Origin of the sequence: Rhodococcus sp. MS13, assembly GCF_013277835.1 — a bacterium.
Taxonomy (GTDB): domain Bacteria; phylum Actinomycetota; class Actinomycetes; order Mycobacteriales; family Mycobacteriaceae; genus Rhodococcus_F; species Rhodococcus_F erythropolis.
The window spans coordinates 226,411-253,011 of the sequence record NZ_VBTL01000009.1 but is presented as its reverse complement, the minus strand read 5'-3'; the positions used below and the strand labels follow the sequence as shown (position 1 = coordinate 253,011).

22 protein-coding genes are annotated in these 26,601 nt (G+C 60.7%); 11 read left to right on the top strand and 11 right to left on the bottom strand.

Annotated features, from left to right (window positions below; all coding sequences use genetic code 11):
* Positions 1-3: 3 nt before the first annotated feature.
* Together FEZ59_RS18610 and FEZ59_RS18605 are read right to left on the bottom strand one after the other, a co-directional pair.
* Positions 4-321, bottom strand: a complete 318-nt coding sequence (locus tag FEZ59_RS18610; RefSeq protein ID WP_003946343.1) for a WhiB family transcriptional regulator — start codon at positions 319-321, stop codon at positions 4-6.
* Positions 322-390: 69 nt separating this feature from the next.
* Positions 391-621, bottom strand: coding sequence for a DUF3263 domain-containing protein (locus FEZ59_RS18605; RefSeq protein ID WP_020970382.1), 231 nt, complete (start codon positions 619-621; stop codon positions 391-393).
* Positions 622-815: 194 nt separating this feature from the next.
* On the opposite strand from FEZ59_RS18605, the gene FEZ59_RS18600 reads away from it, so the two are divergent.
* The gene (locus FEZ59_RS18600; RefSeq protein WP_019744795.1) at positions 816-2,003 is read left to right on the top strand and encodes an ROK family transcriptional regulator; all 1,188 of its coding nucleotides are present in this window, start codon (positions 816-818) and stop codon (positions 2,001-2,003) included.
* 266 nt (positions 2,004-2,269) lie between these two features.
* Positions 2,270-3,571 carry an MFS transporter gene (locus FEZ59_RS18595; protein ID WP_092763081.1) on the top strand — a complete coding sequence of 434 codons (1,302 nt, stop codon included), beginning with the start codon at positions 2,270-2,272 and terminating at the stop codon, positions 3,569-3,571.
* A 46-nt stretch (positions 3,572-3,617) separates the two neighbouring features.
* Here FEZ59_RS18595 and FEZ59_RS18590 read toward each other — a convergent pair whose 3' ends face one another.
* The 3 genes from FEZ59_RS18590 to FEZ59_RS18580 all read right to left on the bottom strand — a co-directional run bounded on the left by FEZ59_RS18590 (position 3,618) and on the right by FEZ59_RS18580 (position 5,681).
* Positions 3,618-4,418 carry a crotonase/enoyl-CoA hydratase family protein gene (locus FEZ59_RS18590; protein ID WP_037133488.1) on the bottom strand — a complete coding sequence of 267 codons (801 nt, stop codon included), beginning with the start codon at positions 4,416-4,418 and terminating at the stop codon, positions 3,618-3,620.
* Between the two features lie 65 nt (positions 4,419-4,483).
* Positions 4,484-4,648: a hypothetical protein gene (locus FEZ59_RS18585; RefSeq protein ID WP_242459851.1), complete on the bottom strand. Its 165-nt coding sequence runs from the start codon at positions 4,646-4,648 to the stop codon at positions 4,484-4,486.
* A gap of 64 nt (positions 4,649-4,712) precedes the next feature.
* The gene (locus FEZ59_RS18580) at positions 4,713-5,681 is read right to left on the bottom strand and encodes a LysR family transcriptional regulator (RefSeq protein ID WP_172933012.1); all 969 of its coding nucleotides are present in this window, start codon (positions 5,679-5,681) and stop codon (positions 4,713-4,715) included.
* Between the two features lie 318 nt (positions 5,682-5,999).
* Between FEZ59_RS18580 and FEZ59_RS18575 the strand changes: the two genes are divergently transcribed.
* The 6 genes from FEZ59_RS18575 to FEZ59_RS30065 all read left to right on the top strand — a co-directional run bounded on the left by FEZ59_RS18575 (position 6,000) and on the right by FEZ59_RS30065 (position 14,952).
* Entirely contained in the window at positions 6,000-8,468 is a 2,469-nt protein-coding gene (locus FEZ59_RS18575; RefSeq protein ID WP_172933011.1) for a CoA transferase, read from the top strand.
* A 66-nt stretch (positions 8,469-8,534) separates the two neighbouring features.
* Entirely contained in the window at positions 8,535-10,028 is a 1,494-nt protein-coding gene (locus FEZ59_RS18570) for an aldehyde dehydrogenase family protein (RefSeq protein WP_172933010.1), read from the top strand.
* A gap of 37 nt (positions 10,029-10,065) precedes the next feature.
* Positions 10,066-11,154 carry an NAD(P)-dependent alcohol dehydrogenase gene (locus FEZ59_RS18565; RefSeq protein WP_172933009.1) on the top strand — a complete coding sequence of 363 codons (1,089 nt, stop codon included), beginning with the start codon at positions 10,066-10,068 and terminating at the stop codon, positions 11,152-11,154.
* A 66-nt stretch (positions 11,155-11,220) separates the two neighbouring features.
* Complete coding sequence (locus FEZ59_RS18560) at positions 11,221-13,590, top strand: acetyl-CoA acetyltransferase (RefSeq protein ID WP_172933104.1); 2,370 nt, start codon at positions 11,221-11,223, stop codon at positions 13,588-13,590.
* A gap of 419 nt (positions 13,591-14,009) precedes the next feature.
* Entirely contained in the window at positions 14,010-14,591 is a 582-nt protein-coding gene (locus tag FEZ59_RS30070; RefSeq protein ID WP_346343236.1) for an alkaline phosphatase family protein, read from the top strand.
* 43 nt (positions 14,592-14,634) lie between these two features.
* The gene (locus tag FEZ59_RS30065) at positions 14,635-14,952 is read left to right on the top strand and encodes a phospholipase domain-containing protein (RefSeq protein ID WP_242459850.1); all 318 of its coding nucleotides are present in this window, start codon (positions 14,635-14,637) and stop codon (positions 14,950-14,952) included.
* Positions 14,953-15,383: 431 nt separating this feature from the next.
* Here the strand turns inward: FEZ59_RS30065 and FEZ59_RS18550 are convergent, their stop codons facing one another.
* From FEZ59_RS18550 to FEZ59_RS18530, 5 genes are all read right to left on the bottom strand, one after another.
* A complete protein-coding gene (locus FEZ59_RS18550; RefSeq protein WP_172933008.1) occupies positions 15,384-16,145 on the bottom strand; it encodes an SDR family NAD(P)-dependent oxidoreductase in 762 nt (253 codons plus the stop codon).
* A gap of 182 nt (positions 16,146-16,327) precedes the next feature.
* The gene (locus tag FEZ59_RS18545; RefSeq protein WP_172933007.1) at positions 16,328-17,521 is read right to left on the bottom strand and encodes an acetyl-CoA C-acyltransferase; all 1,194 of its coding nucleotides are present in this window, start codon (positions 17,519-17,521) and stop codon (positions 16,328-16,330) included.
* Between the two features lie 529 nt (positions 17,522-18,050).
* Positions 18,051-19,436 carry an MFS transporter gene (locus FEZ59_RS18540; protein WP_172933006.1) on the bottom strand — a complete coding sequence of 462 codons (1,386 nt, stop codon included), beginning with the start codon at positions 19,434-19,436 and terminating at the stop codon, positions 18,051-18,053.
* 95 nt (positions 19,437-19,531) lie between these two features.
* The gene (locus FEZ59_RS18535) at positions 19,532-20,479 is read right to left on the bottom strand and encodes an alpha/beta hydrolase (protein ID WP_172933005.1); all 948 of its coding nucleotides are present in this window, start codon (positions 20,477-20,479) and stop codon (positions 19,532-19,534) included.
* A 4-nt stretch (positions 20,480-20,483) separates the two neighbouring features.
* Positions 20,484-22,334, bottom strand: coding sequence for an NAD(P)/FAD-dependent oxidoreductase (locus FEZ59_RS18530; protein ID WP_172933004.1), 1,851 nt, complete (start codon positions 22,332-22,334; stop codon positions 20,484-20,486).
* 207 nt (positions 22,335-22,541) lie between these two features.
* Between FEZ59_RS18530 and FEZ59_RS18525 the strand changes: the two genes are divergently transcribed.
* The 3 genes from FEZ59_RS18525 to FEZ59_RS18515 all read left to right on the top strand — a co-directional run bounded on the left by FEZ59_RS18525 (position 22,542) and on the right by FEZ59_RS18515 (position 25,414).
* Positions 22,542-24,059 (top strand): fatty acyl-CoA synthetase, encoded by a 1,518-nt coding sequence (locus FEZ59_RS18525; RefSeq protein WP_346343239.1) that lies wholly within the window; start codon positions 22,542-22,544, stop codon positions 24,057-24,059.
* Positions 24,060-24,191: 132 nt separating this feature from the next.
* Positions 24,192-24,503, top strand: coding sequence for an EthD family reductase (locus FEZ59_RS18520; protein ID WP_172933002.1), 312 nt, complete (start codon positions 24,192-24,194; stop codon positions 24,501-24,503).
* Positions 24,504-24,637: 134 nt separating this feature from the next.
* Positions 24,638-25,414, top strand: coding sequence for an SDR family oxidoreductase (locus tag FEZ59_RS18515; RefSeq protein WP_094273838.1), 777 nt, complete (start codon positions 24,638-24,640; stop codon positions 25,412-25,414).
* 70 nt (positions 25,415-25,484) lie between these two features.
* Here FEZ59_RS18515 and FEZ59_RS18510 read toward each other — a convergent pair whose 3' ends face one another.
* The gene (locus FEZ59_RS18510; protein ID WP_172933001.1) at positions 25,485-26,159 is read right to left on the bottom strand and encodes a TetR/AcrR family transcriptional regulator; all 675 of its coding nucleotides are present in this window, start codon (positions 26,157-26,159) and stop codon (positions 25,485-25,487) included.
* Positions 26,160-26,601: the final 442 nt, after the last annotated feature.

Here is a 26,601-nt window from a genome sequence, read left to right as displayed (position 1 = left end):
CCGTCAGCTCGCGTTGGCGACCGCGGGCATCCGGTTGCTGCGCTTACGCAGCGATCGCACATATTCTGCGCGCTCGGTCTCCGTCATTCCACCCCAGATGCCGTACGGCTCGTGGACGGAGAGTGCGTGTTCGCGGCACTGCTGGAGCACGGGGCACGTCGCGCAGACCTTCTTGGCGTTGCGTTCACGGTTCTCGCGAGCGTGTCCACGCTCGCCGTCCGGGTGGAAGTACACCGCGGAATCGTGCCCACGGCACGCTCCCTGCAGCTGCCAGTCCCACACTTCGGCGGTCGGGTACGGCATCGGAAGGTGCTTGTGCATGATGGCGACCTCAATTCCTTACTCGGGTGAAACGGATTCGGGTGACTCGGGGCTGACGCCGGGTCGGACTTATCGACGCCTGGCCGATTGGCCGAGTCGATGTGCACAGACCGTTGCGAGTTCGCCGGTGACCGGCGGAGTCAGCGCTACGACGCCGTCGTCGAGAATTGCCTGCAGCCTGCGGAAATACTCATCCGGGGCGAGGCCGAAGGTTACAAAGATCTCTTCGTCAGGTCCACCGTCGAACTGCTGCCACTTACGTGCGAACTCGACGATCTCTTGTGTATCGGTGCGGCTCATCAGGTTCTCCCCTGTTTGTGCGCCCTGCTTCACAGAAACTGCGACTCGTCTCCTCGGACGCCCGTGGCAGTGAGTCAAGACACAGACTATGCCTACTTCTGCTTTTTCACAAGACTTACTTACGTCTTTTTGTGGACAAAGTATGCCAACTTTCGCACGCTGAAGTTACCGACGAGGAATGCTTGAATAGGACAATGACCCGACCGTCCACGACTCCGGCTACCGCGGGAGAGGTATTCACGCTGATACGCAGCGGTTCCGCGACCACGCGCAGCGAGATCGGGAAGCTCACCGGCCTGTCCAGGACGGCGGTATCGGCCAGGGTTGCAGCACTTCAATCGCTTGGTTTGATCGCCGATGACGACGAGGGCCCGTCGACGGGCGGCCGGCCGCCGTCCACTCTCACCTTCGCGAACTCGTCCGGCGTGGTTCTCGTCGTGGCAATCGGTCGATCGCGGGCACAACTTGCCGTCACCGACCTGGCGGGCACGATCCTCGCGGCAGAAGACATCGACAAGTCGGTCGGGGTCGGCCCCGACGAACTGATGCCCGAAATTGCCGAGCATCTTTCGTCACTACTGGCCCAGGTCCACCGCGCGTCTACCGAGGTCATCGGAATCGGACTGAGCATTCCCGGAACGGTCGACGTCGCCGCGGGAGCGAGCCTCGACTCTCCGATGATGGCCGGATGGGACGGCGTCGCTCTTGCCCCCTATCTGGCATCGGTGACCACGGCGCCACTGTTTGCCGACAACGATGCCAACGTGATGGCCCTGGCCGAATTGAGCGAACGACGCGAGAGCGCGCCCAACCTCCTGATGATCAAGGCGTCAACCGGCCTCGGCGCAGGAATCGTCATGGGCGGAATCCTCCAACGCGGTTCACTCGGAGCGTCCGGCGAGATCGGGCATACCAAAACCGCTGCAGCGCGGGGCATGAAGTGTCGCTGCGGCGATGTCGGCTGCGTCGAAACCGTCGCCAGCGGTTGGGCTCTCGTGCACGCCCTCCGAGATCAGGGTCGAAGCGTCGGGCACGTGCGTGACGTTGTCCGCCTCGCCCTGGACGGCGACAGCGAAGCCCGCCGGCTCATCAGAAGCAGCGGCCGACTTATCGGCGACGTCATTTCCGGCGCGGTCAACCTCCTCAATCCCGAGGTCCTGATCATCGGCGGCGACATGGCCGAGGCAGACGAGCTCTTCCTCGCCGGACTTCGGGAGTCCGTCTACGGCAACGCAACGGCGCTTGCCACCCGAAAGCTTCAGATCGCTTCGGTCAGCCACGGCGCACAATCCGGGATCCTCGGTTGTGCGGTTCTCGTCCTCGACCATCTGCTCAGCGCAAGGGAAATCGATCTGCGGATCGCCGCGTCGCTCCACACCTGAGCAACTGATTTCTCGCATGCTCTGAACCAGATAATCAGACCTTTCCGGCACCCCTTGTGTTGACGCTCACACTTCTGCATAATTCATTACCTACCGATCATTCGGTTGCCAATATCGACAATGAGATCGCGCAGGAACGCTCCGAGTCAGCCAAAAGCATGCACCGAGCACACCGGCAACGTCGCAGATCGAACAGCGTTTCACCCCTGTTCCGACTTCGCAGTTCACCGCGCCGGTGAACCACGTGACTGGCAGAAAGTAGCTCGATGACCACAACCAGAACTGGCACCAAGCCCGCCGCGAAGGAGTACGACCGCGCCGCGATGGCGTCGATGGTCGGCACCACCGTCGAGTGGTACGACTTCTTCATCTACGCCCAAGCCGCAGCCCTGATCTTTGCCGACCTGTTCTTCAAGCCGATGGGCTCGGCAGGCCAGATCGTCTCCTACGTCACGGTCGGCATCAGCTTTGTCTTCCGTCCTCTCGGCGCCATCGTGGCCGGATATCTCGGCGACAGACTCGGCCGTAAACGTGTCCTGGTCGCGACGTTGGCGATGATGGGGGCCGCGACCGTTCTCATCGGCGTGCTGCCGACGTATGCCTCGATCGGCATCTGGGCGCCGATCCTGTTGATCCTTCTCCGAATCGTGCAGGGATTCTCGACGGGCGGCGAATGGGGTGGGGCTGCTCTTCTTGCCGTCGAACACGCACCCACCAAGCGTCGAGGATTCTTCGGAGCGTTCGTCCAGATGGGCGTACCGCTCGGAATGTTGCTCGCCACCGGCGTTTTGGCACTGTGCACGTTCACCCTCACGGACGAACAGTTCACCACCTGGGGATGGCGAGTGCCGTTCCTGCTCAGCGTCGTGTTGATCGGCGTCGGCTTCTACATTCGAAGCAAGGTCAGCGAGTCACCCGTGTTCGCCGAACTCAAGGAACGCCGCACCGAGAGCAACACGCCTATCCGAACTCTGTTCAAGAAACACCCGAAGCAGGTCGTACTCGCGGCCCTCTCCTTCATCGGCACAAACGGCAACGGCTACATGGTGATCGGCGGATTCATCGTCGCGTACGCAACCAAGACCTACGGCCTGGGTAAGACCGAACTACTGATTGCCACGCTCGCAAGTGCAGTCACGTGGGGCGTTTTCACCATGATCGGCGCTTACTGGTCGGATCGGCGCGGCCGCACCACGGTGATGAACGTCGGCAACCTCGCAATGATCCTCTTCGCGGTGCCGTTCTTCCTCCTCATCGACACCGGCAATCTCGGCTGGATCTACGTGGCGATGATCCTGTTCTCGGTCGGACTCGGACTGTCGTACGGACCTCAACCGGCATTGTTCGCCGAACTGTTCCCAGCTTCGATCCGCTACAGCGGCGCGTCGATCTCTTACGCTGTCGGCACCATTTTCGGCGGCGCCTTTGCTCCCACCGTCGCCCAATGGCTCCTCGGCAAGACCGGTGGCACTCTTGCCATCTCGATCTATCTCGCCCTGTTGGCCGCAGTGTCGTTCGTCGCCACGATGCTCATCAAGGACCGGTCTGGACGAGATCTGATGGTGTAATCGACCTGAATGAGAACGCCCCACGGCGTCGCGATGCCGGAGTTTGTCAGCCGAACTTTCGAATGGCGAACTCCGGCAACGTCTTCGCAGTATTCGCGGAGCGTACGATCTTGTGGTTCTTGCCTCGCATCAGCGCCAGTTGGATCCGCGATTCGATCCAGAACGCACCGCGTGGCGATCGGTTCCAGGTCTTGTGCAGCAACGTCTTCGTCGCTGCGACGGCGTCCGGCGAGCGAGTCATGATCTGCGACAACAGTTCCTGTGCCGGTTTGATCGGATTGTCACTGACTCCGCTCACGAACCCCCACTCGAGAGCCTGATTTCCATCGAACAGTTCAGCAGTCATGGCGAGGCGTTTCACGACGTCCATCGCCGCGAGTTCGCGCATCGTGACCGTTCCGGTCATGTCGGGGATCAATCCCCACTTCGCCTCCATCACCGAGAACGTGCAATCAGGGGTGGTGAATCGAAAGTCTGCGGCGAGCGCCAATTGCAGTCCCCCGCCGAAGCAGTGGCCGTGAACGACCGCGATGACCGGCACGGGCAATTCGCGCCACACCCAGCACGCACGTTGAAAGAGGTTGGTCTTCTGACCGGGAAATTTCGCGAACGCCTTGGCCATCCGTCTCGGCTGCTTACCGGCAGAAGCGAAGTCCAATCCGGCCGAGAATGCGTCGCCCGCGCCTTGCAGAACCACGCCCCGGATCGAACGATCAGTTCTGATCGTTCGAGCCGCGTCCACCAGCGCGTCGAGCATGTCCAGATCGAGACCGTTGAGTTTCTCCGGCCGGTTCAGCGTCACGTACGCCACCGACTGCACTACCTCGACACGAACACGATCACTCACGGCAACTCCTCCGATTCGACATATCCCCGACGAACTTACCTGAGAGTAAGTTCGTCGGGGATTCGTCATACCATCTCGGCAAGAAGTTCCATCGTCACTTGCCCGGCCGGATCCGAATCAGTGGATGAAGGCACGGCCACGACGGTGTCCACGCCCACCGCTCGATACGCCTCGAGTTGCTCGCGCGCATCGGCCGCGGTTCCCACGATTCCCACTGTCTCGACAACCATGATCACCACGTTCCTATTGAGCGACAACAACTAACCGAAGTCGCGTCGTCGAGTGGCGAAGTGGTCAAGCCGGTCCTGCTACCCGGACAGTAGAACTCGGCGTCGTCAGTACTTCGCCGTGACAACCCACACTTTCAGCCGTCCAGGTGGCTTTGATCGACGCGACAACGGACTGCAGTAGTGGATCCAGGTCGACCAACTCTCGATTCCAGACGACACCCACGTGCAGTTCGAGGTCGTCACTCAACGGAACCACGGCGAATCCCGGATCGGCAAAGATTCCGGCTGCGCCACCGGTCGAGGGGTGCAAAGAAATTGTGATGCCCTTGTTGCGCCTGATATGACTCGCCAGGAGCACAGTGTCGTAGTCGGGCATCCGGTGCAACTTCTTGATCCCGGAATCCACGAAACGCTGGCGCACTCGACGCATCGCGAAAGGCTGCGGGGTCACGGGTGGCACCGTCAGTGTGCGATGAGCGAGATCTTTGAGCGCGAGCATTTCGCTACTCGCCAATGGATCGTCGGCGAGCATGGCGACCACGAACGAGTACGAACCGATAATCACGCTGTCCAGCAGATCGGTGTTGATGGGTAGATGAACGAGGGCAGCTGCGAGATCACCCTTCTCGACGTCGGCGATCAGATCCGCAGAGTGAGCGACGACGAAATCCACGGAACACGGCGCCGCCGCATCTTCGACGACTGCTATGAAACTGTCGGTCATCGCGGGCGGCGCGCGGTGTGTTCCCCCGATACGCATCACCCGGTTGCTGTTGACGAACTCCGCTGCGACGACGCCGAGTTGGTCGATACCACGAAGGACGTCGCGGACTCGATCGAGCAGTGCCCGGCCCAACGGTGTCACTTGCACCTCGTGGTAACGGCGGACGAACAGTTCGCCACCGAGTTCGCGTTCGAGTTCTTTGATCATCCGGCTCACCGGCGACGCCGTGAGGTGCATTCTGGCAGCGGCTCTACCGAAATGCAGCTCCTCTGCAACGGCAACGAAACACCTCAGGTGCGATAGATCCATTCATCGAGAATGTTCGTCGGTCAAGCAGTAGTCAACTCGGGAATTCCTACACGTTGCGTTTTGCGGCATATGTGAGCGTCGAAATGAGTGATGGCCACCGCGACCGCATTCGTGTGATCGTTGAACGAGCAGCAGGAAGACCCGGCCTTGTCGCGATCCACAGCCATGTCGCGACCCACAGCCGCCCCCAATTCCACACTGCAGCAATTGCATTCACGAAAACGCGCAGGCGACGGCACCCAGTGTCCACATGCCGGACACACCGGTAGCTTCCCCTCGGTCCCGGACACGAGTTCCGTCACGAAAGGAATTCCCCACATGAGCATGCCGCAGGACACCGCGCCCGATCTGCCGAACGAACACGACCTTCCCTTGGCAAACGTCCGGGTCGTAGACCTCACCGGGCAGAGCGGCGAGATGGGTCCACGTATCCTCGCGGATCTGGGAGCCGACGTCATTCGAGTCGAGCCGATCGTAGTCGATCGGCCGTCCGCCGAGCTTCAGGAGTTCGCCGGACTCGACGTCCGTCACGAGACCCACAATGCGAACAAGCGCTCGGTGTCGCTTGACCTCGACACGACTGCCGGCATCGGCATCCTACGACGACTGTTGCAAACGGCAGACATTTTCATCGAGGGTCTCGGAGTGGACAGACTGACCGATCTCGGTCTGGAACCGGCGGCGCTTCGGCGGGAGTTCCCGACCCTGGTGATCGTGTCATTCAGCGATTTCGGCCGCACCGGACCGTACCGGAACTGGACGGCAACGGAGCTGGTACATGTCGCTCTCGGAGGTGTGTTGTCACGGTCGGGTCTGCCCGGGCGCCCGCCGTTGGTTCCTCCCGGACCGATCGCACTCGAATCGGCTGCGGTCACCACCGCATGGGCCGCGTTGCTCGCCTACTACAACCGGCTGCTGACCGATTCGGGAGACGACGTCGACGTCTCGGTGTTCGAAAGCACCGTTCAGATCATCGATCCGGGATTCGGCATGGCAGGATCGGCGGCCGGCGGCGTACCGACATCCGACGGCCCCCGCGGACGACCCGATTCGAGCCATCTGTACCCGATCTTCCCGTGCACGGACGGATACGTACGCCTGTGCATCCTCAGCCCTCGGCAATGGCAAGGGATGTTCGAATGGATGGGTAGGCCTGCTGAGTTCGCGGATCCCGAACTCGGTCAACTGAAACACAGATACGCCGCAGTTGGCACGCTGTATCCCGCAATCGAAGCATTCCTCTCTTCCAAGAGTCGCACGCAGGCGGTGACGGAAGGCCAACAATTCGGTGTGCCGTGCGGCGAACTACTCGACTTCGCGGAGGTTCTCGACTCCGAACACTACTCGGCGCGAGATGCTTTCGCTGCGGTCCCCACTCCCCTGGGCACACTCCGAATCCCGAACGGACTGATGGAGATTGACGGCACACGAGCCGGAATTCGCAGGCGGGCACCGCGACGCGGCGAGTACGACACCGAGATTTTCTCCGATCTACCGCCGCTGGCCGGCCCGTCGACGGCGAACTCGCCACGAGCGAACCCCGTCCGACGGCGACCGCTGGACGGAATTCGCGTACTCGATCTCGGCGTCATCGTCGCAGGTGGCGAAACAGGTCGACTTCTCGCCGACATGGGCGCCGAGGTGATCAAGATCGAAAACACCGCCTTCCGTGACGGTAGCCGACAGTCCATGTCCGGCGCACTCATCACTCCGGTCTTCGCCTGGGGCCACCGAAACAAGAAGAGCATCGGTATCAACCTTCGCTCTCCCGAAGGCCGTACCTACATCGCATCTCTCGTCGAACAATCTGATGTCGTCCTCTCGAACTTCAAACCAGGAACAATGGACAAACTCGGCTTGTCCTATCAGGAGCTGTCCCGGATCAATCCTCGGATCGTCGTTGCCGACTCGAGCGCCTTCGGTAACAGCGGGCCTTGGAACGCCCGGCTCGGATACGGTCCGCTGGTCCGCGCCTCGACCGGCCTGAGCCTGGCTTGGAAGTACGACACCGCCAACGGCGGATTCGCTGACGCCTCCACCATCTATCCTGATCACGCAGCGGCAAGAGTTTCCGCGATAGGTGTTCTCGCGCAGCTTGTCCGACGCCTCAAAACCAACCGTGGTGGAACAGTGAGCGTGGCCCAAGCCGAAGTGATTCTGGCTCAACACTCGGATCTGTTTGCCAGCGCATCGGTACGCATCGGCACGGAGTCGGACAGAGGAACTGGCAACACACCGAGCGGACTGTATCCCGCCGCAGGCACGGACGAATGGATCGTGATCGACGTCCGCGACTCCGACGAATGGGAACGACTGGCCAAGTGCATCGGCTCGATCGAACTCGTCTCCGACCCCCGATTCGAGACTGCGACGAAACGCCTCGAACACCGCGCCGCACTCGACGCCGTCATCGAGAACTGGACCCGCAGTCGATCACCACGGGCAGCAGTCGATCTACTCCAGGAAAGCGGAGTCCCGGGCGCCATGATGCTAAGGCTTCCGGAACTACCCGAAGATCCGCACCTGCAGGCACGCCAAACCTTCAGAGTCGCAAGGCATCCGTTGATCGATCGTCTCCTGCCGAGCGAGAACACACCGGCGCACTTCGAAAACATTCCCGATGTGGAGTTACGACCGGCTCCGCTTCTCGGCGAGCAGACCCGCGAAATCGCGTCGACCCTTCTCGGCTTGTCCGACGAGGACATCGATCGCATGATCGCCGCTGGCGTCCTCGAGGAAGAACTCCCTCCGATCGACACCGACAACCGGTCCGTCACAAACTCCTGAAAACCCCGGTCACCGTGCCGACGGTCACCGCGAACACCAGAGCAAACTACAGAAAAGAACAGCGCCATGACCGTCATCCCCACCCATCGCGTCGTACCTGTCGATCCTTCCGCGAACCGTCAGCTCGAATTGCTGCGCGCACAGCGCGACGACTTCCTGGCCGACGGTCCGCCGTCTGCCGAAGTTCGACTCGATCGGATCGACCGGTTTCTCGCCTCCGTCCTCGAGCACGTCGACGAGTTGACCGAGGCCCTCGACGCCGATTTCGGAAATCGTCCACGAATTGCGAGCCTGCTCAGCGACATAGCCGGAGTTATCCCCGGAGTGGAGCACATCCGAAACAACATCGACGAGTGGATGGCAGATCAGGAGGTGGTCGGCTCGGATGCTGCGGGCACTCCAACCTTCGTGCAGATCCGGCCGAAGGGCGTGATCGGGGTCATCGGACCGTGGAACTTCCCGGTGCTTCTGGTCGTACATCCGGCCATTGAGGCGCTGGCAGCCGGAAATCGGATCATGATCAAGTTTTCCGAGATCCCGTCGAGAACCGCAGACGTGTTCGCCAAGGCGATTGCCACGAGAATGTCCCCGGAGGAAGTGGTGGTGATCAGAGGCGGAGTGTCGACGGCATCGACATTTTCGGATCTGGCTTTCGATCACATCATCTTCACCGGGTCACCAGCCGTCGGTGCCCTCGTCGCCGAAAACGCGGGCCGGAATCTGGTACCGGTGACTCTCGAACTGGGCGGAAAGAATCCGGTGGTCCTCGGTGACGACGCCGACGTCGCGTTTGCTGCCGAGCGCATCTCGGGTGTTCGAATGATGAATGGCGGACAAATCTGCTTGTGCCCGGACTACGTCTTCGTGCCTCGTGCGAAAGTCGACGACTTCGTGAACGAATACCGCAGTTCTGTCGAGAATCACTTCGCGGACTACCCGAACAACCCCGGCGTCGTCACGATCGTCAACGACCGCAACTTCGATCGAGTCACTGCGCTTATCGACGACGCGGTGAGCAAGGGGGCACGCGCGATCTCCCTCGTCACAGACGAGGATCAGAAGTCCCTTCCGGACAGGGCATCTCGACGAATCGCACCAACCCTGCTGCTCGATGTCACATCCCAGATGGCAATTGCCGCCGAAGAGATATTCGGCCCAGTCATCGTCGTGTACCCCTACGACGAGCTCACCGAAGCGATCGACCACATCAACGCGCAACCCAGCCCACTGGCGGCGTACTGGTTCGGATCCGACAGCGCTGACTTCCGAGAGTACATACGCCGCACCACATCCGGTGGAGTAACCCGGAACGACCTCGTCGTCCACTGGGGCGTCGAAGGAGCTCCGTCCGGAGGAATCGGGCGCAGCGGAATGGGGGCGTACAGCGGCAAAGTAGGATTCGACACCTTCTCACACCACCGAACCGTGACGGCCAGTACCACTGAGACCGCGTTGGCAGCCCGATTCATTCCGCCCGCCGGTGACGTCGAAGCCGAAACCATCGGGGCTGCAATTGGTTACGCCCTGGACGCAATCCAGCAGCGCCTAAGCAAGTCCTGAGGCTCCACGTCGACTCGACCACCCGAAAAGGTTCACCATGCGCACCACCGCCGCCATTTCCACCGGTCCGAACAGTTCGTTCGAACTCCACGAGATCGAGATTTCCGATCCACGCTCGGACGAGATACTGATTCGGCTCGTCGCGACCGGAATATGCCACACCGATCTCGGCGTCAAGGCCGTCTCGACACCTGGTGTCGCAGCTGTCTACGGGCACGAGGGCGCAGGTGTGGTCGAGAAAATCGGATCCGAAATCACCGGTGTCCGAGTGGGCGATCACGTGGTGATCGGTTTCGACAGCTGCGGTCGATGCCCGAGATGCGCTGCCGGGAATCAGGCTTACTGCCAGGAATTCGGTCTGCGCAATGCCTCGGGGATGCGGCTCGACGGTACGTCACCACTGACCACTCTGGACGGAACCGAGGTATGGGCGTCCTTCTTCGGCCAGTCCAGTTTCGCGCGACACGCGATAGCCCGACGCACGAATGTGATCGTCGTGCCACCTGACGTGGATTTGACAATGGTTGCTCCACTGGGATGCGGATTTCAGACTGGGGCCGGTGCAGTCGTCAACATCGTCGATCCGGAACCGAGTTCGAGCCTGGCCGTCTTCGGTACAGGCGGAGTCGGAATTGCTGCAGTGATGGCGGCTTCGGCACTCGGAGTGGAGACGATCATCGCGGTCGATCTCCACGCCGAGCGTCGACAACTCGCTCTCGACGTCGGCGCTACACACGCATTCGACGGTTCCGATCCCGATCTGTCGGAAAAGGTTCGCGCACTGACGAAAGAGAGACCGACGGCGGCGATCGACACCACGGCCGTTCCCCAGGTGATACGTACAGCCGCACACGTACTCGGACCCCTGGGAACTCTGGTTCTGGTGGGCATCGGCCAACCAGAAGTGAGTTTCGACGTCTCCGACATCATCATGTCAGGAAAGACGATCCGTGGCTGCATCGAGGGTGCTGCCGATCCGGCGATTCTGATTCCACGTCTGCTCGCCTGGTATGCCGAGGGAAAGTTTCCGTTGGAGAAGGTGGTGACGACGTACGGCTTCGAGACGATCAACGAGGCCGTGCGAGCTGCGACCGGGGCAACGGTCAAACCGATTCTCATCTTCTGAACCTGTGCGCCCTGGTTGCCCGAACACTCATTCAACATGACATCTATTGCAGGAGAAGCAGAACCGATGAACTCACTTCGTGATATCGATCCCCGAACACCGGTTCTGGTGGGCGTGGGCCAAGCGTCCGAACGTCTCGACGATCCCGACTACCGAAAACTGTCTGCAGTCGGACTCGCAGCAGAGGCGGCACATGCCGCGCTCGCCGATACGGGCGTCGACCCCGCCCTGGTCGGTGCCCGACTCGACACCGTTGCCGGAGTCCGACAGTTCGAGATTTCGAATCCGGGTGCATCGGCCCCGCTGGGGAAGTCCGACAACTATCCACGTTCAGTGGCAGATCGCATCGGTGCCGACCCCACCCGCGCAATTCTCGAGGTCGTGGGCGGGCAGTCACCTCAGCATCTCGTCACGGAATTTGCACGCACCATCGCGAGCGGCGACGCGGATGCTGTGCTGATCTTCGGATCCGAGGCGATCTCCACCACCCGTCACCTCGCGGGAACCGACGATAAACCGGACTTCGGCGAAACCCGCGGGGGTGAACTGGACGACCGCGGATTCGGATTGAACGGGTTGGCCTCGAGCTATACGGCAAGCCACGGGCTCACCGACATTCCTAGTCAGTACGCGTTGTTCGACAACGCTCGCCGCGCCCGTCTCGGGTTGACTCGCGAAGCGTATGCGCGATCGATGGGTGAACTGTTCGCACCATTCACTACTGTGGCGGCGAAGAACCCACATGCCGCCGCTCCGACGGAACGAAGCGCGGATGAGTTGGCCACCGTCACCGGACGCAACAGAATGATCGCCGACCCGTACCCCAGATTCCTGATTGCACGCGACCAGGTGAACCAGGGAGCCGCCGTTGTGCTGACGTCGGTGGCAGTCGCCACCGAACTCGGGATACCGCAGGAGAAGTGGGTCTTCCTGCACGGTCAGGCCGATCTCCGTGAGAAGGACCTGCTCGATCGCGCCGACCTCGGCACCAGCCCCGCCGCGATCACTGCTGCCCTACACGCACTCGAGGTCGCCGGCATCGGCGTCGACGACCTGAACGTGCTCGACTTGTACAGCTGCTTCCCGATTGCCGTGTCGAACGTGTGCGACGGGCTGGGGTTGGAGGCCGACGACCCTCGCAACCTCACCTTGACCGGCGGACTGCCCTACTTCGGCGGTGCCGGCAACAACTATTCGATGCATGCCATAGCCGAAGTGGTGCAGGCGCTTCGCGCGGCACCAGGGACTTACGGCTTCGTCGGTGCCAACGGCGGCCTGCTGAGCAAGTATTCGACCGGAATCTACTCGACCACACCGACGAACTTACGGGACGACAACAGCACCGGCCTGCAGGTCGAACTCGACTCGGCGCCGAACGTGCTCGTCGCAATCCGAGCGGACGGCTGGGCAGAGATCGAGACCTACACAGTTCAGCACCGACGTGACAAGGTGCTCGGGATCGTAGTGGGTCGCCTCGACAACGGACGCCGCTTCCTGGCCACCGGCATCGACGGCGACAGCGAGCTTCTCGACCGTCTTCAGATCGGGGAGCCGATCGGGAGCAGAGTGTTCGCGAGATCGTTCGGACCGGGCAACGTCGTCACGTTGTCGGAGGAGCGCATGGATGAACTTCGTCCGCGAGCCATACCCCAGCTGCGCAACGACTATCAGTTCGCCACAGTCCGGCGTACGGGCCATCTCCTCGAAGTGACGATCAATCGCCCCGAGACACGCAACAGCCTCACCCCGCAGGCCAACGACGAGCTCGACCAGATATTCGACGCCTATTTCGCCGACCCGGACCTCTGGGTCGCGATCCTCACTGGAGCCGGCGACAAATCCTTCTCCGCAGGCAACGATCTCGGTTACTCGGCGAGCGGGAAACCCATGTGGGTGCCCAAGAACGGTTTCGCTGGTCTGACGAGCCGACGGAACATGACTAAACCCGTTATTGCCGCGGTCAACGGTTATGCCATGGGCGGCGGATGTGAAATTGCTCTGGCCTGCCATCTGGTTGTCGCCGACGAAACGGCGCAGTTCGCGCTCAGCGAGGTGAACGTCGGTCTCGTGGCCGCGGCAGGTGGACTCGTTCGGCTGCCACGCTCCGTTCCCGAGAAGCTGGCAACCGAGATGATCCTGACCGGCAACAGGATATCCGCGGAGACTGCCAAGTCTTACGGCCTCGTCAATCGAGTCGTCCCGGCGGGCACCGCACTCGACGGAGCCCGTGCGTTGGCGGACGAGATCCTGACCGGATCACCTACGTCGGTACGCATTTCACTTCAGATCATGAATGAGACTCGTGCGGTATCTGACGTAGTCGACGCGATCGATCAGCCGTCGCCCGCTCTCGACGAGTTACTGGTCAGTGAAGACCTCGTCGAAGGACTGACGGCGTTCGGGTACAAACGTCCACCCGAGTGGAAGAACCGCTGATTTCTGCCGAACTATGTCGAACCGCGAGTGAAACCCCCGAAAGTCCGCGGACTTTCGGGGGTTTGCTCGTCGAATTAGCTGCACTAATGTACTGATAGTTTCGAATCAACCACGCCACGTTGGTCTTACGACACAACATCGCCCCGATCTACTCCTCTGTTGAATCAGCGACCTACTCTTCCGGTGAACGTGGTCGCGGTTGCCCACAAACGCAAAGCTCCGCTGACCCAGATCACAAAAGACTTGCCTGCTGCACTCGAAAATAGCTGCACCCCAAACAACTTGACAACGTCGGACTAGTTGTTTGCGAGAATTTTTTAGATCACGGGCTTAGCTAAATCCACCACACCAACTGGACGATTGGTCTGCAGTTCCGAAATTGGAAGCGCTGCACTGATCGACCTGGCGATGGAGCCCACGTGCCTTTGAATTCATTTTCACGACGAATGTTCTTGACCGCCGGCGCCGGCGCGGCAGCTGTCGCGGAACATCGACCGGAGTGGGTGGGCGGTCAGCCGCTCGGGCTCGGCCCCCGGGTGCCGATGACGATCATTTCGCCGTGGACCGTCGGTGGGTTCGCGTGCTCGCAGGTCTTCGACCACACGTCGGTGAATCAGTTCCTGGAGAAGCGATTCGGGATCACCCAACCGGAGATCGATCCGTGGCGGCGGACGGTCAGCGGGGACCTGACGTCGGCCTTCGACTTCGCGAACCCGCGAAGCCGGCCGAATGTCACTCGCCCGCAGCCCACCCCGCCGCTCGAGCCGCGGTGGACCCCGACCCCACCGGCCTTGCAGCACATGCCGGTGCAGGAGAGCGGTACCCGTCCCGCTCGGGCATTGCCGTATCAGCCGGACGCGTCGGCGACCGTGGACTCCGGTGCGCGTTCTCTGACGGTGCGCCTTGTCAACGGCGGTGCCGAGTCGGCGCACCTGGCCTTGTATCCCTACGCCGACGAGTTCGATCTACCGCGGCACTACGACGTCCCCGGGGGAGGCTGACGACACCGTAGCCCTCGAGGGTTCGCAGTACAGCCTGACTCTGTTGGGCCCCAACGGTTTCAGACGCGAATTTGCCGGGGCGATCGACGGCGCGGCAGCTGCGCTCGACGTGTCCACCCGAATCGACGCGGCGGGCGGAGTAGTCGATGTGACTGCGGCTAATTCAGGGTCCCGCGCTCTGACCGTCGTGATCGACGGTCAGAGCCGTCTGATCGCGGCCGGCGGTAGTGCGTCGTGGACGGTGCCGTCAGTAGACGGCTGGTATGAGGCCACCGTGTCCGTCGACGAGGATCCGGACTTCCGCCGCCGACTCGTCGGGCACATCGAAAGCGGACGGGCCAGCGTCAGCCAACGAACGTGACACGGCTCTGCCAACTTAACTGCTGTGAGTCAGGGATGATGGTCGGATCAGTCGTGGAGACGAAACGCGGGCGGATGCGACGCGGTCGCTGTACACACGGCACCGCTATCCCGCGGAGATCATCGCGCATTGCGTGTGGCTGTACTACAGGTTCGCCTTGAGCTTGCGCGATGTCGCAGAGTTGATGCTCGCCCGCGGCATCGTCGTCTCGCACGAGACGATCCACACGTGGTGCGCAAACAGGGCCGCGCTCCGAGGGTGCTGGTAGCGGTGTTCAGCGATTTCGCCGCACTTCCGGCCCCGCCGACACAAGCTCACCCGAGCGATTACCGCTCCGAAATGACCAACCGATTCGCCACCTGGAACGACGTCACCGCGTACCCGCCACCTGAGCCCGTGTCCCATGAAAGAATCCGCCGCATCACTCGCTGCTACTTCGGAGCCATACGGATTGCACCGTCGAGCCGAATGGTCTCACCGTTGAGCATGGCATTGTCGATGATGTGCGCGGCAAGAGCCGCATATTCAGCGGCCTTACCAAGACGTGACGGATGCGGAACCTGCTGCCCGAGGGAACGCTGCGCCTCCTCGGGAAGACCTGCCAGCATTGGTGTTTCGAAAATTCCGGGCGCAATGGTCACTACCCGGATCAGATGGCGAGCGAGCTCGCGGGCAATCGGCAGTGTCATGGCAGCAACTCCGCCCTTCGAGGCCGCATACGCAGGCTGTCCGATCTGCCCGTCGAACGCCGCGACCGACGCGGTGTCGATGATGACGCCACGTTCGCCGTCGATGGGGTCGGTCTGCGCGATCTTCTCTGCGGCGAGACGCAGCACGTTGAAGGTGCCGATGAGGTTGATGCGAATCACTCGTTCGAAATCGACAAGAGGAAGCGCTCCAGCCTTACCGAGGACTTTGCCCGGCGTCCCGACGCCAGCACAGTTGACCAGCACACGCAGATCTCCGAGCGATGAAGCGAAGTCCATCGCCGAGACGATATCGCCCTCCGAGGTGACATCGGCCGGCGCGAAGTGGGCACCCCGGCCGATCTCCTTGGCTGCGACATTCCCTCCGGACGCCGGTAGATCAAGAAGTACTACTTGAGCGCCACGCTCATGTAGTGCTCGGGCGGTCGCGTTGCCCAACCCTGATGTTCCTCCGGTCACGACAGCGACCGCTCCCGAGATATTCATGCACTTCTCCTCTTTGGATGATGGTACGAAAGGTGTGTTCACGCGCGGTACTTACCGATGCGGGAATAAGTCGGCCCACAGAACGGACCGGTAATACTCAGTGCGTCGGGTCGGGACGCGGATACTTGAGTTGCCCCTGGACACGTGCACCGCCATTACTGAACGTGCCGACAATCGTGGAGTCAGATGCGTTCGATGATCGTGGCGTTGGCCAACCCGCCGCCTTCACACATCGTCTGCAATCCGTAACGTCCGCCGGTGGCCTCAAGGTGGTTCACCAAGGTCCCGAGCAGGCGGGTACCGGAGGAGCCGAGCGCATGCCCGAGCGCGATCGCGCCACCGCGCGGGTTCAGCTTGGCCGGGTCGGCTCCGAACTCATGCGCCCATGCCAGCGGCACGGGCGCGAACGCCTCGTTGACCTCATAGGCGTCGAGGTCGTCGATGCTGAGCCCCGACTTCGCGAGGATCTTTTTCGTCGCCGGGATCGGCGCAGTGAGCATGAAGACCGGGTCGTCACCGGCGACCGAGAACGAATGGAACCGCGCTCGCGGCGTCAGGCCCAGCTTCGACGCCATCTCCTCACTCATGATCAACACCCCGGAGGCACCGTCCGTCAGGGGCGACGAGTTACCGGGGGTGATCGCCCACTGCGCTTCCGGGAACCTGTCCGCATACTTATCGGAGAAGAACGACGACTTCAGGCCCGACAACCCCTCAGCTGTGGTGGACGCGCGCACCGTCTCGTCGACCGCGTGCGGCACCGTCTCCCCGGTCGCGTCGGTCACGTCGATCGGAATGATCTCCCTATCGAACAGCCCGGCTGCGGCGGCCTCGGCGGCCCGGCGATGAGATTCGGCGGAATAGGTGTCAAGGGCCTCGCGGTCGAACTTCCACTTCGCGGCGATCAGTTCAGCCGAAATACCCTGGTTGACGAGGCTCTCGGAGTAGCGGGCAGCGATGCCAGGACCGAAAGCGTCCTGTCCGATCGTCGAGCTGCCCAACGGAATCCGCGACATCGACTCCACTCCAGCGGCGATCACGATGTCGTAGGCGCCGGCGATGACACCCTGCGCGGCGAAGTGCGCGGCCTGCTGGCTCGATCCGCACTGGCGGTCAACCGTGGTCGCAGGGACCGACTCTGGGAAACCGGCCGAAAGCAGAGCAGTTCGCGCGATGTTCACCGCTTGCTCACCGATCTGAGAGACGCAGCCGCCGATGACGTCGTCAACCAGGGCGGCGTCGACCCCGTTACGTTCGACCAGTGTGCGCAGGACGTGCGCGAGCAGTTCGACCGGGTGCGTACCCGACAGTGCCCCGCCAGGCTTCCCCTTCCCGGAGGCGAGCCGCAATGTATCAACGATTACTGCACGTGTCATTGCTGAGTTTCCTTCGGTCGTCTTGAACCCCTCGGACGAGAGGTCTCCATCAGTGGCATCACCGCGGCACCCACTCTCGAAGAGGCAGAGTCGTTGCATTCGCTGTCAGGTAGCGGCTTGCACACATAGTGCGGCGCTCATATCAAAAATGCCGCACCAAACGCCTTGCTTCGGCCCCGACCACCAAACTCCTACCGGCGGAGTTGGGTTAGACCCCGAAAGGCGAGCCAGACCAGGTTTACGCACTCACAGAAGCATGCAGGCTTTGCAATTCTGGGGTTCATCATCGCTTGGTGCCGTGCGCAATACGCACGGCACCAAGGTAATACCCGCAACCGAAGTTGTTCAGGTCCATCCGCCGGCATCGCCGCTAGTCAGCGCCAGCCGTAACCTTGGACACTACGATGATTCCCGCCAGTTCTCGTTGGTGAGAGTCATCCGAATTCGATCAACGCCGTATCCGGTTGCCCCGCAACCACTTTTGACTCCTCGACACTCGACCAACCGCACCGAGCAGTTGTAAAATCTGTTATCGAGAAATTGCGTCGAGATCTCGATTCTTGGTGCGATCACCCATTCTGATAATCCCGGCTGAGACCAGCAACAGAACGATAACTACAGCACAGGTCGTGTAGCCGCCAGGACCAGCCAGGAGTGGAAGCACGATGAATGGCGCAACCGCGCCGCCGAGGTGGCCGACCCCGTCACAGATCGCCGTACCGGTACCGCGTTGAGCAGTAGGGAAAACCTCAGCCGTATACATGAATGCTGGTGCCGACATGGTGCCGACCCCGTAGGCGGCGACCAAAGCCCCCACGGCGCCTAACGTGTTTCCACCGGTCATGATCAAGCCGACGCCAGCGGCGAAGATGAGTGTTCCCGCAACAATCAGTGTGCGACGTTCTATCCGTTCGATCAACAGTGCCACCATCACAGCCGCAATGATCGGTGCAACACGGGAATAAGCGGAAATCTCGAGTGCTTGAGACATCTGGATTCCGACGCCCTCAAGTATCAAGGGCAGATAGCTCACGACTCCGTACATCGCAATGTAGAAGATGAACCAGTAGCCAAGGACTATCGCGAGTCTCCGTCGCAGTGGTTTGCGAAGCAAGGCCCTCAGACTGGATTCGCCTGGATCTGCGCGGCGTGTCTCCGCGAAACCCTCACTTGGATCGACACCGGCATTGCGCTGCATCTGGCGCACAATTGTTGCGGCCTCGTCAACACGCCCCTGTGCAACGAGCCAGCGCGGCGATTCCGGCAACGATCTTGAGTTGATGAAAGGCAAGACTATTAGAACTAGCCCTCCGAACATGAGCAACAAGCGCCAGCCCGCTGTGTGTAATCCGTTGAGTATTGGAAGTGAAACCAGCCCGCATACCAGATTCAACACCATTCCGATCAGGTAGATGCGGGAAAGGTACTCACCGCGACGATCGCGCGGGGCCATCTCACCAATGTAGCCCGAACACAGTGCAATAACCGCGCCCATGCCGCATCCCGCTAAGAACCGGAACAACGACAGTGATTCGACGTTCCATGCCATTCCGGTTGCAAAGCCACCGAGACCGAGAACCAGGAACGTGAGGAATAGGCCCTTCTGACGCCCAGCGCGATCTGCAACGCGGCCAATGAAATACGCGCCTACACAGTAGCCGATGAGGTTCCACATAACCGGCCAACTAAGGTCTGCACTTTCCAGCCCGAGATTTTCTTTCACACCGGGAATGATCAAGGGGAACACTGCAATGTCGTAGTTGGCGAAGAAGAATGCCAACACCAACGCCAGCCAGCCCCCACGACTCAGCCCGACCCGAGGCATCTGGTCAATCGTTGCCTCAATGGTGAGATTGCCACCTATCGACGACACAATCGGTGGTGAGTGTTCGTCGAGTGCATTTTCGTCGTTCATCGCGCTGTCATCTCTCATTCGGTGAGGAGGTCTCAATTGGTGTGTGTCACCGCGTCCCTGCTGTAGCTCCCGCAAAGACTCCGTACCCAGATCCGCTAGATCGTCGCGCCTAGATGCGCTGTAACCAGGTCGATTGCCGTGCCGTACGAACTCAGGTTCGGCATCGTCATGAATCCGTGAATCGTGTCTCTGATGTTGATGTGATTCACGAAAGTTCCGTCGCGCTCCAACAAGGACGCGTAGTTGATGCCATCATCACGAAGGGGGTCATGCCCCGCCGTGATTACCAACGCTTCTGGTAGGTCGGCAAATGACTGGTTGAGAGAAGGGCACACCCGCGGATCCGAACGCTCTTCGCTTGTTGTGTACATGTCGAAGAACCACAAGACGTCAGATGTGGTCAGCACAGGTGCGTGCTCGTTGTCGAACCACGAGGGTCGCGCAATCGCGTACTCCGTCCCCGGATAGAAAAGCACCTGAGACTTCAATGCCGGTATCGCTCCCCGATCGAGATGGGTAAGCACGGCGGAAAGATTTGCGCCGGCACTATCACCGCCCACAGCTAGCCGGTTTACATCGATACCGAGCGCCGGTCCGTTCTCTCGGACCCATGAAAGTGCCGCAACTGCATCGTTGACAGCGGCCGGGAACTTGTTCTCGGGAGCAAGTCGGTAGTCGACAGATACAACGACAATGTTGTTGCGCAATGCGATATCTCGGCACAAGTAGTCGACTCCGCCGTCAAGTCCGCCAGTGGCCCACCCACCTCCGTGGAAGTAGAGCAGTGCGGGAATTGGTCGAGCGTCGACGTCCGGACGGTAGACCCGGACGGTGAAGGTCACCTCATTCGCATGCACGCTGTGCTCCGACACCTCGCCGACCTGTGGGAGTTCCGGCAGTTGTACACCCATTTGATCGATGGCCGTGCGCACGTCGGCGATAGAGAATCCGCTGAGGCCTTCAGCGGGCAGAACTGCCGCCAACGCGACTGCGACCGCTTGGGAATCTGCGGCTAGCGGGGTCTGGAGTGAAACTTCGGTCATGATGTTATCCGTTCTTGTTGAGTTCGAGTCCGGTGAATTCACCGTTTTCCCACCATTCTTCGATGAGCCCCCAGTAGTCCCGGTCGGGCGCTTGATAGATCTCCCGGAAGATTCCCTGGGTGACGTTTCCCTGGCCGTTGTAGTAACCGGGCGTGCAGGTCGCCTGGTAGGCGGCATGGGACTCGCCGGCGAGACGGACCACCTCGCCCCACTCGGATTCCGCCTCATGCGTGGGCTCGAAGCTCACGATGTCGGCGTCGAGCGCGTGCTTGATCATTCGGGTGGCATGCCGTGCCTTGCGATCGAGCATGTAGGTGTAGTGCACGTTGAATGCGTTCTGGCTCAACCCCAGTTCGATGAGGTTGGGGAAATCTCGCGAGAAGAATCCATGCAGGGTTTTCAGACCGCCGGCGAAATGCTCGCGAAGGTTGCGCCCGTCGCGCCCGAGAATCTCGTAGCCATAACTTCCCACCGTGTGCGGTCCGGTTTCGAACCCGGTGGCGAAGATCAAACAATCAACTTCATGCTCGACACCGTTGGCAACGAACCCGTTTTCGGTGATCCGATCGAGGCCCTGTCGTGCATTGATCAAGGTGACTGATTCTTTATTGAAGATCGGCAGGTATTCGTCGTGGAACCCGGGGCGCTTGCAGACCACGCCGAACCATGGCTTCAGCGCCTCAGCTGTCTCCGGGTTTGAGACCGTCCGGTCGACACGTTCGCGAACAGCGTTGACGATCTTCAAGTCGGACAGGATGGAAAGATGAATCTGGTCTTTCTCCGGCAGTGAGGACACCTCGACATCGACCAAATCGTGCCCGGGGAGGGCACGGTAGATCTGCGTCCACACATCTTGAACGAGGTCCTCCACGTGCACGAGACCCGACAATTGGTCGGTGAAGTTCTCGTGCATCTGCGATTGCCAGCCGGGAGTGAGAGTTGCAACCCAGTCAGGATCAGTTGGGGCGTTGTTTCGTTCGGCGACCAGCGCCGGGGTGCGCTGCACGACGAACACCTGCTCCGCGGCATCGGCAAGGCGCGGCGCGACCTGGATGCCCGTCGCCCCGGTACCGATCAGTGCGACCCGCTTGTCCCGGAGTTTGTCCAGCGGGAGATCTTGATCGCCTCCGGTGTACTGGTAGTCCCATCGGCTGGTGTGGATGATCTTGCCCTTGAAGTCATCGATTCCCGGCACAGTCGGGTACTGCGGTTTGCTGAACGGACCGTTGGCCCTGATGACGAACTTGGCGCGAATGGTGTCTCCGCGGTCGGTTGCGATCACCCAGGCGTTGTGTGACTCATCCCAACGGACGTCGGTGACGACGGTTTGGAACAGCGCGTTGGGGTAGATATCGAAGAGCCGCCCCAGTCGTTGGGCGTGTTCGAAGATTTCTTTCCCACCGACGTATTTTTTGGTCGGCATGTAGCCGGATTCCTCGAGGTACGGCAGGTACAGGTACGACTGGACGTCGCACTGTGCACCCGGGTATCGGTTCCAGTACCAGGTGCCGCCGAAGTCGCTCGCCTGCTCGACGATGCGAAAATTGTCAATGCCTTGTTCCTTCAACCACTTTCCCGCAGTGATACCGCCGAAGCCGCCGCCGAGTACCACGACGTCGAGGTCCAGATCGACACCTTCCCGGTCGATTCGAGGCGCGTACGGGTCCCAGGTCCGGAGGGCCTCTTCGTCGTGCGCGTCCGCGCCCTTCGATCTGCTCGTGGGTCGAGCTAGCCGCGCGTCACGCTCTTCGTCGTAGCGGGCAAGCAGTTCTGCGTAGTCGAAGTCCACATCGACCGGAACTCCGGATTCGGGCAACACGACTGGGGTTTTGACGACGCCATCTTTGCTGTTCATCGAAATCCTTCTGAGAGATTGACGGAAAACCGACACAGCGTCGAAATTTCTTGACAGCCTGTCGAGTAGTGACATAAGTTACAGACCCAGATGGGATCTGTAAACCCCACTCAGTCCGCACAGCAATCGAGCCTGGACTGAAGGTTGATAGTCGTCGAGATGAGGAAATTCACTGTGAAAAAGCACATTTCACTGGAACCCGAACTTGTGTCCGCTGCAGCGACAGGCGGAACTGTGGACGGTGTCCTGCGCCGCTCCGCCGCGAGGTTTCCCGGCAACACGGCCCTCACCTTCGACGGAAGGGCGCATAGCTATCGCGAACTCGATGACGCCGTCACCAAAGTGGCTGCATACCTGATCTCACTCGGCCTGAATACGGGTGATCGCGTCGCGGCGTACGGCACCAACTCCGATGCATACGTGATCAGCTTCCTTGCCTGTACACGCGCAGGCCTGGTACATGTGCCGGTTAACTACGCACTCAGGGGCGGGGAGTTGACGTATCTCCTCAGCCAGTCGGGGGCACGGGCTGTCCTGGTCGACCCAACCCTTGAGGACGTCCTCACTACCGTGTCGAGCAACCTGGTCGCTGGCGAACACATCCTGCTGCTACGCGAGGCGGAGGGTTCCATACTCGAGGTCGCCGCAGAAGACACCGTTCCGAACCTGATGCCGGCTTCCTCACCAACTCACCTGGCCCAGCTCCTCTACACCTCTGGCACTACCTCAAAGCCCAAGGGCGCCATGATGACCCACGAGGCTTTGGTCTACGAGTACGTTTCGGCGGTGATGGCACTCGACTTGACGGCCGACGACAACCCGCTCGTCGCAATGCCGCTCTACCACTCGGCAGGCATGCACGTGTTCATGCTGCCTTACCTCTCGGTGGGTGCGACCGTGAATTTGATTGCAGCGCCTGACATTCCGGAAATACTGCGCCGCGTCGAGGAGGACCGGATCGGATCCTTGTTCCTCGCCCCGACCGTTTGGGTTCCGCTCGCCAGCCACCCCGATTTGGACTCTCGCGACCTGTCCTCGCTACGCAAGGCACAGTACGGCGCGTCGATCATGCCGGTGACGGTGCTCAATCGACTGCGTGAACGCTACCCCGATCTCGGATTCTACAACTGCTTCGGCCAGTCCGAGATCGGTCCGCTGGCAACGGTGCTCCGCCCCGAGGACCATGAGGACCGGCCTTCTTCCTGCGGTCGACCGGTCTTCTTCGTCGAGGCCAAAGTCGTAGACACGGAAGGAACCGACGTCGCCGCCGACGAGTCAGGCGAAATTCTTTACCGCTCCCCACAACTCTGCCGAGGGTACTGGGAGAACCCAGATGCGACGGCGGAAGCGTTCCGTAATGGCTGGTTCCACTCCGGCGACCTCGTTACGCGCGACGAAAAGGGATTTGTGACCGTCGTCGACCGGATCAAAGACGTCATCAACACCGGCGGCATCCTCGTCGCCTCCAGGGAAGTCGAGGACGCAATCTACTCGCATCCAGCAGTCGCGGAGGTCGCAGTCATCGGCGCCCCTGACGACAAGTGGATAGAGGCGATCACCGCTGTCGTGGTTTTGCGCGACGGCGCGCAGGCCACCGAGGAGCAACTGATCGAGCACGTCAAAGAACAGATCGCACCGTTCAAGGTACCCAAGCAGATCAGGTTCGCCGAATCCCTCCCCCGCAATCAAAGCGGCAAGCTCCTCAAACGGGAACTGCGAGCGTAACGCGTTCTGCAAAGCCACATTTCACACCGGCAAGCCAAAAGCCCCGGCATTGACCACACGGTTGGTGCCGATGAAAAAAGTTCGTCGTCCTCAATCGCCGACGACGAGCGAAACTCAACAGGAGAGATCATCATGTACCGAGTCACCATCGCCTACAACCACCCCAGCGATCCCGCCGCTTTTGACGAGTACTTCGTCAACAATCATCTTCCGATCGTGCGCGCCATCCCGAACCTCGCGAAGGTCACTTTCGGAAAGTGCGAGACGCTGGATGGGTCCGCCCCCGAGCACTACGGAATCGCCGTCATGTACTTCGAGTCGAAGGAAACGGCGATTGGCGCGCTCACCTCGAAGGAAGGCAAAGCAGCCTCCGCGGACGTCGCCAACTATTCAGCAGACGACGCGCTCATCTCGTTCAGCAACGAGGACCACGCCTGGCCGTGAAATCGACTGCGGCAGAACATCGCGCTCACATCGCACACGCCTGATGCAGGACCACACCTAATGGGTTAGACAGGCGCGTCCGGCACCAACCCCACACAGGCGCATCCAAATAACAGGAAACGAATGGAGACTAAATGACACGGCGATATGTGGTCACCGGCGCCGCCTCAGGCATCGGACGAGCGAGTGTCGAACGACTCCGCGGTCAAGGTCATCGAGTCATCACAGTTGATATCACCAGTGCCGATATCAACGTCGACCTTTCAGCCTCGGAAGGTCGTGACGAGATGACACAAGCGGTGACGGCACTCTGCGACGGCCAGGTGGATGCCGTCGTTGCCGTCGCGGGTACGACCGCCCCAACTGCGAAAACCGTGGGCGTCAACTTTTTCGGGGCGGTTCGGACACTCGAACTCCTCCGCCCGTTGCTGGCCAAGTCAGATGCGCCCCGTGCAGCGGTAGTGTCGTCGCTGGCCGCCTTACAGCCGGTCGACGAGAAGCTTCTCGAGCTCCTACTCGCAGGTGACGAAGCGGCAGCGAAACTCGAGGTCGACCGAATCGGTGATGCGGTAGATGCCACCGGAAATAATCCGATGTACACATCAACCAAACGCGCGTTGTCACTGTGGGTCCGAAAGAATGCCTCGGCGCCGGAGTGGGCCGGTTCTCGCATTGCGTTGAACGCGGTGTCGCCCGGTGTGATTCGCACCCCGATGACGGACCACGGATTCAGCTCAGAGGCAGGGCGTGAGATCTTCTCAGGAATCCCACTCAATGCACCGGCAGGAAACCCTGAAGTCGTCGCCGCCGCATTGGATTTTCTGACGAGTGCCGAAAATTCATTTACGACCGGCCAGGTACTTTATGTGGACGGAGGAATAGAATCAGCATCCCGCTCTGACGAATTCTGACCCACGATACCCGTCGGAGCACTTGCTCCGGAGTGCAGTGACGCCCTCTCGAGCAATCGGGAGGGCCTCACTATGCACCGCAATCGTCATTTCGACGTCGCGGATCTATCCCCCATGCGGAACTGAACGCCACTGAACGCAGATTCTCCAGCATTCGCCGGGTTTCACTCGGCTCAGGCTTCACCAAGCGATCTTGATAATAGGCATTTATGCTCATGTCATTCAGGACAGTCGCCAATCCCACGTAATCAGAGCTACAGGGCTGCGCCACACCTGCCAACGCGTCCATTTCGATCTGATGCGCGTATTCGCGGACGAACGATTCCAACAACGCCGACCACCGGCGACGAATATCGACATCGATACTCACGGCCTGCATTCCGGCGATCATAACTGCATCGTGGTCAACCCACGTGGAATAGGAGGCATTTGTCAGTCGGTCGTGGTAGTCCTCGATCGATTCGTGAGCGCGTCGGGGAACCCCGCCCGTCCGCTCGATCCATATGTCCCAAACTTCCGCTACCAAATCACCGAGCACCTCATACTTCGATTCGAAATAGAAGTAGAAGTTTGAACGGTTGATACCGGCTGCAGTAGCGATATCTGCCACAGAGAGTTCGAGGAAGTTCCCTTTTGCGAGGAGATCGCGAAACGCGTCTAAGATTGCTCTTTTTTGAAGCTCACCCTTCGAAGGATGCTGGCGTCGAGAACTTGAGGCTGGTTCATGGTTCTCGATCGTAGGCATGACTAGATCATACCGAGGTCACCCGAACGACTGACTGACATGCTGCGCGATGCCCGTGAGACCATGGATCCCTGCGGGACGGATCCGGCTGGGACGTCGAGAACTACTGTGATAGTGGCGCCAACATAGGCTGCCCGGCCTGGCGAACTGCATAGCCACCTAGACTTTGCCCAACGATTACTGCGACCGGTCGGGGCAGAGGTCCTATCTGCTTGCCGATGCCAACTCGGACAGATTAGTCACAAATGCCAGGCCGAGAACGCCCACAACTGTGATTGTGACGTGGGCCCCCTTCGACTCGCTTTCGGTTCCGAAGGTCAAACAGATCGTCAGCGCTCGGCTGCATGCTTGACCGCGTCAAGTGCGTCGTTGGGTCGTTCGGATCGTCGGTGTTGCGTCTATCCAGTTCGCTTCGCTCCACCTCGGCGGCCGCCCGAGGGCT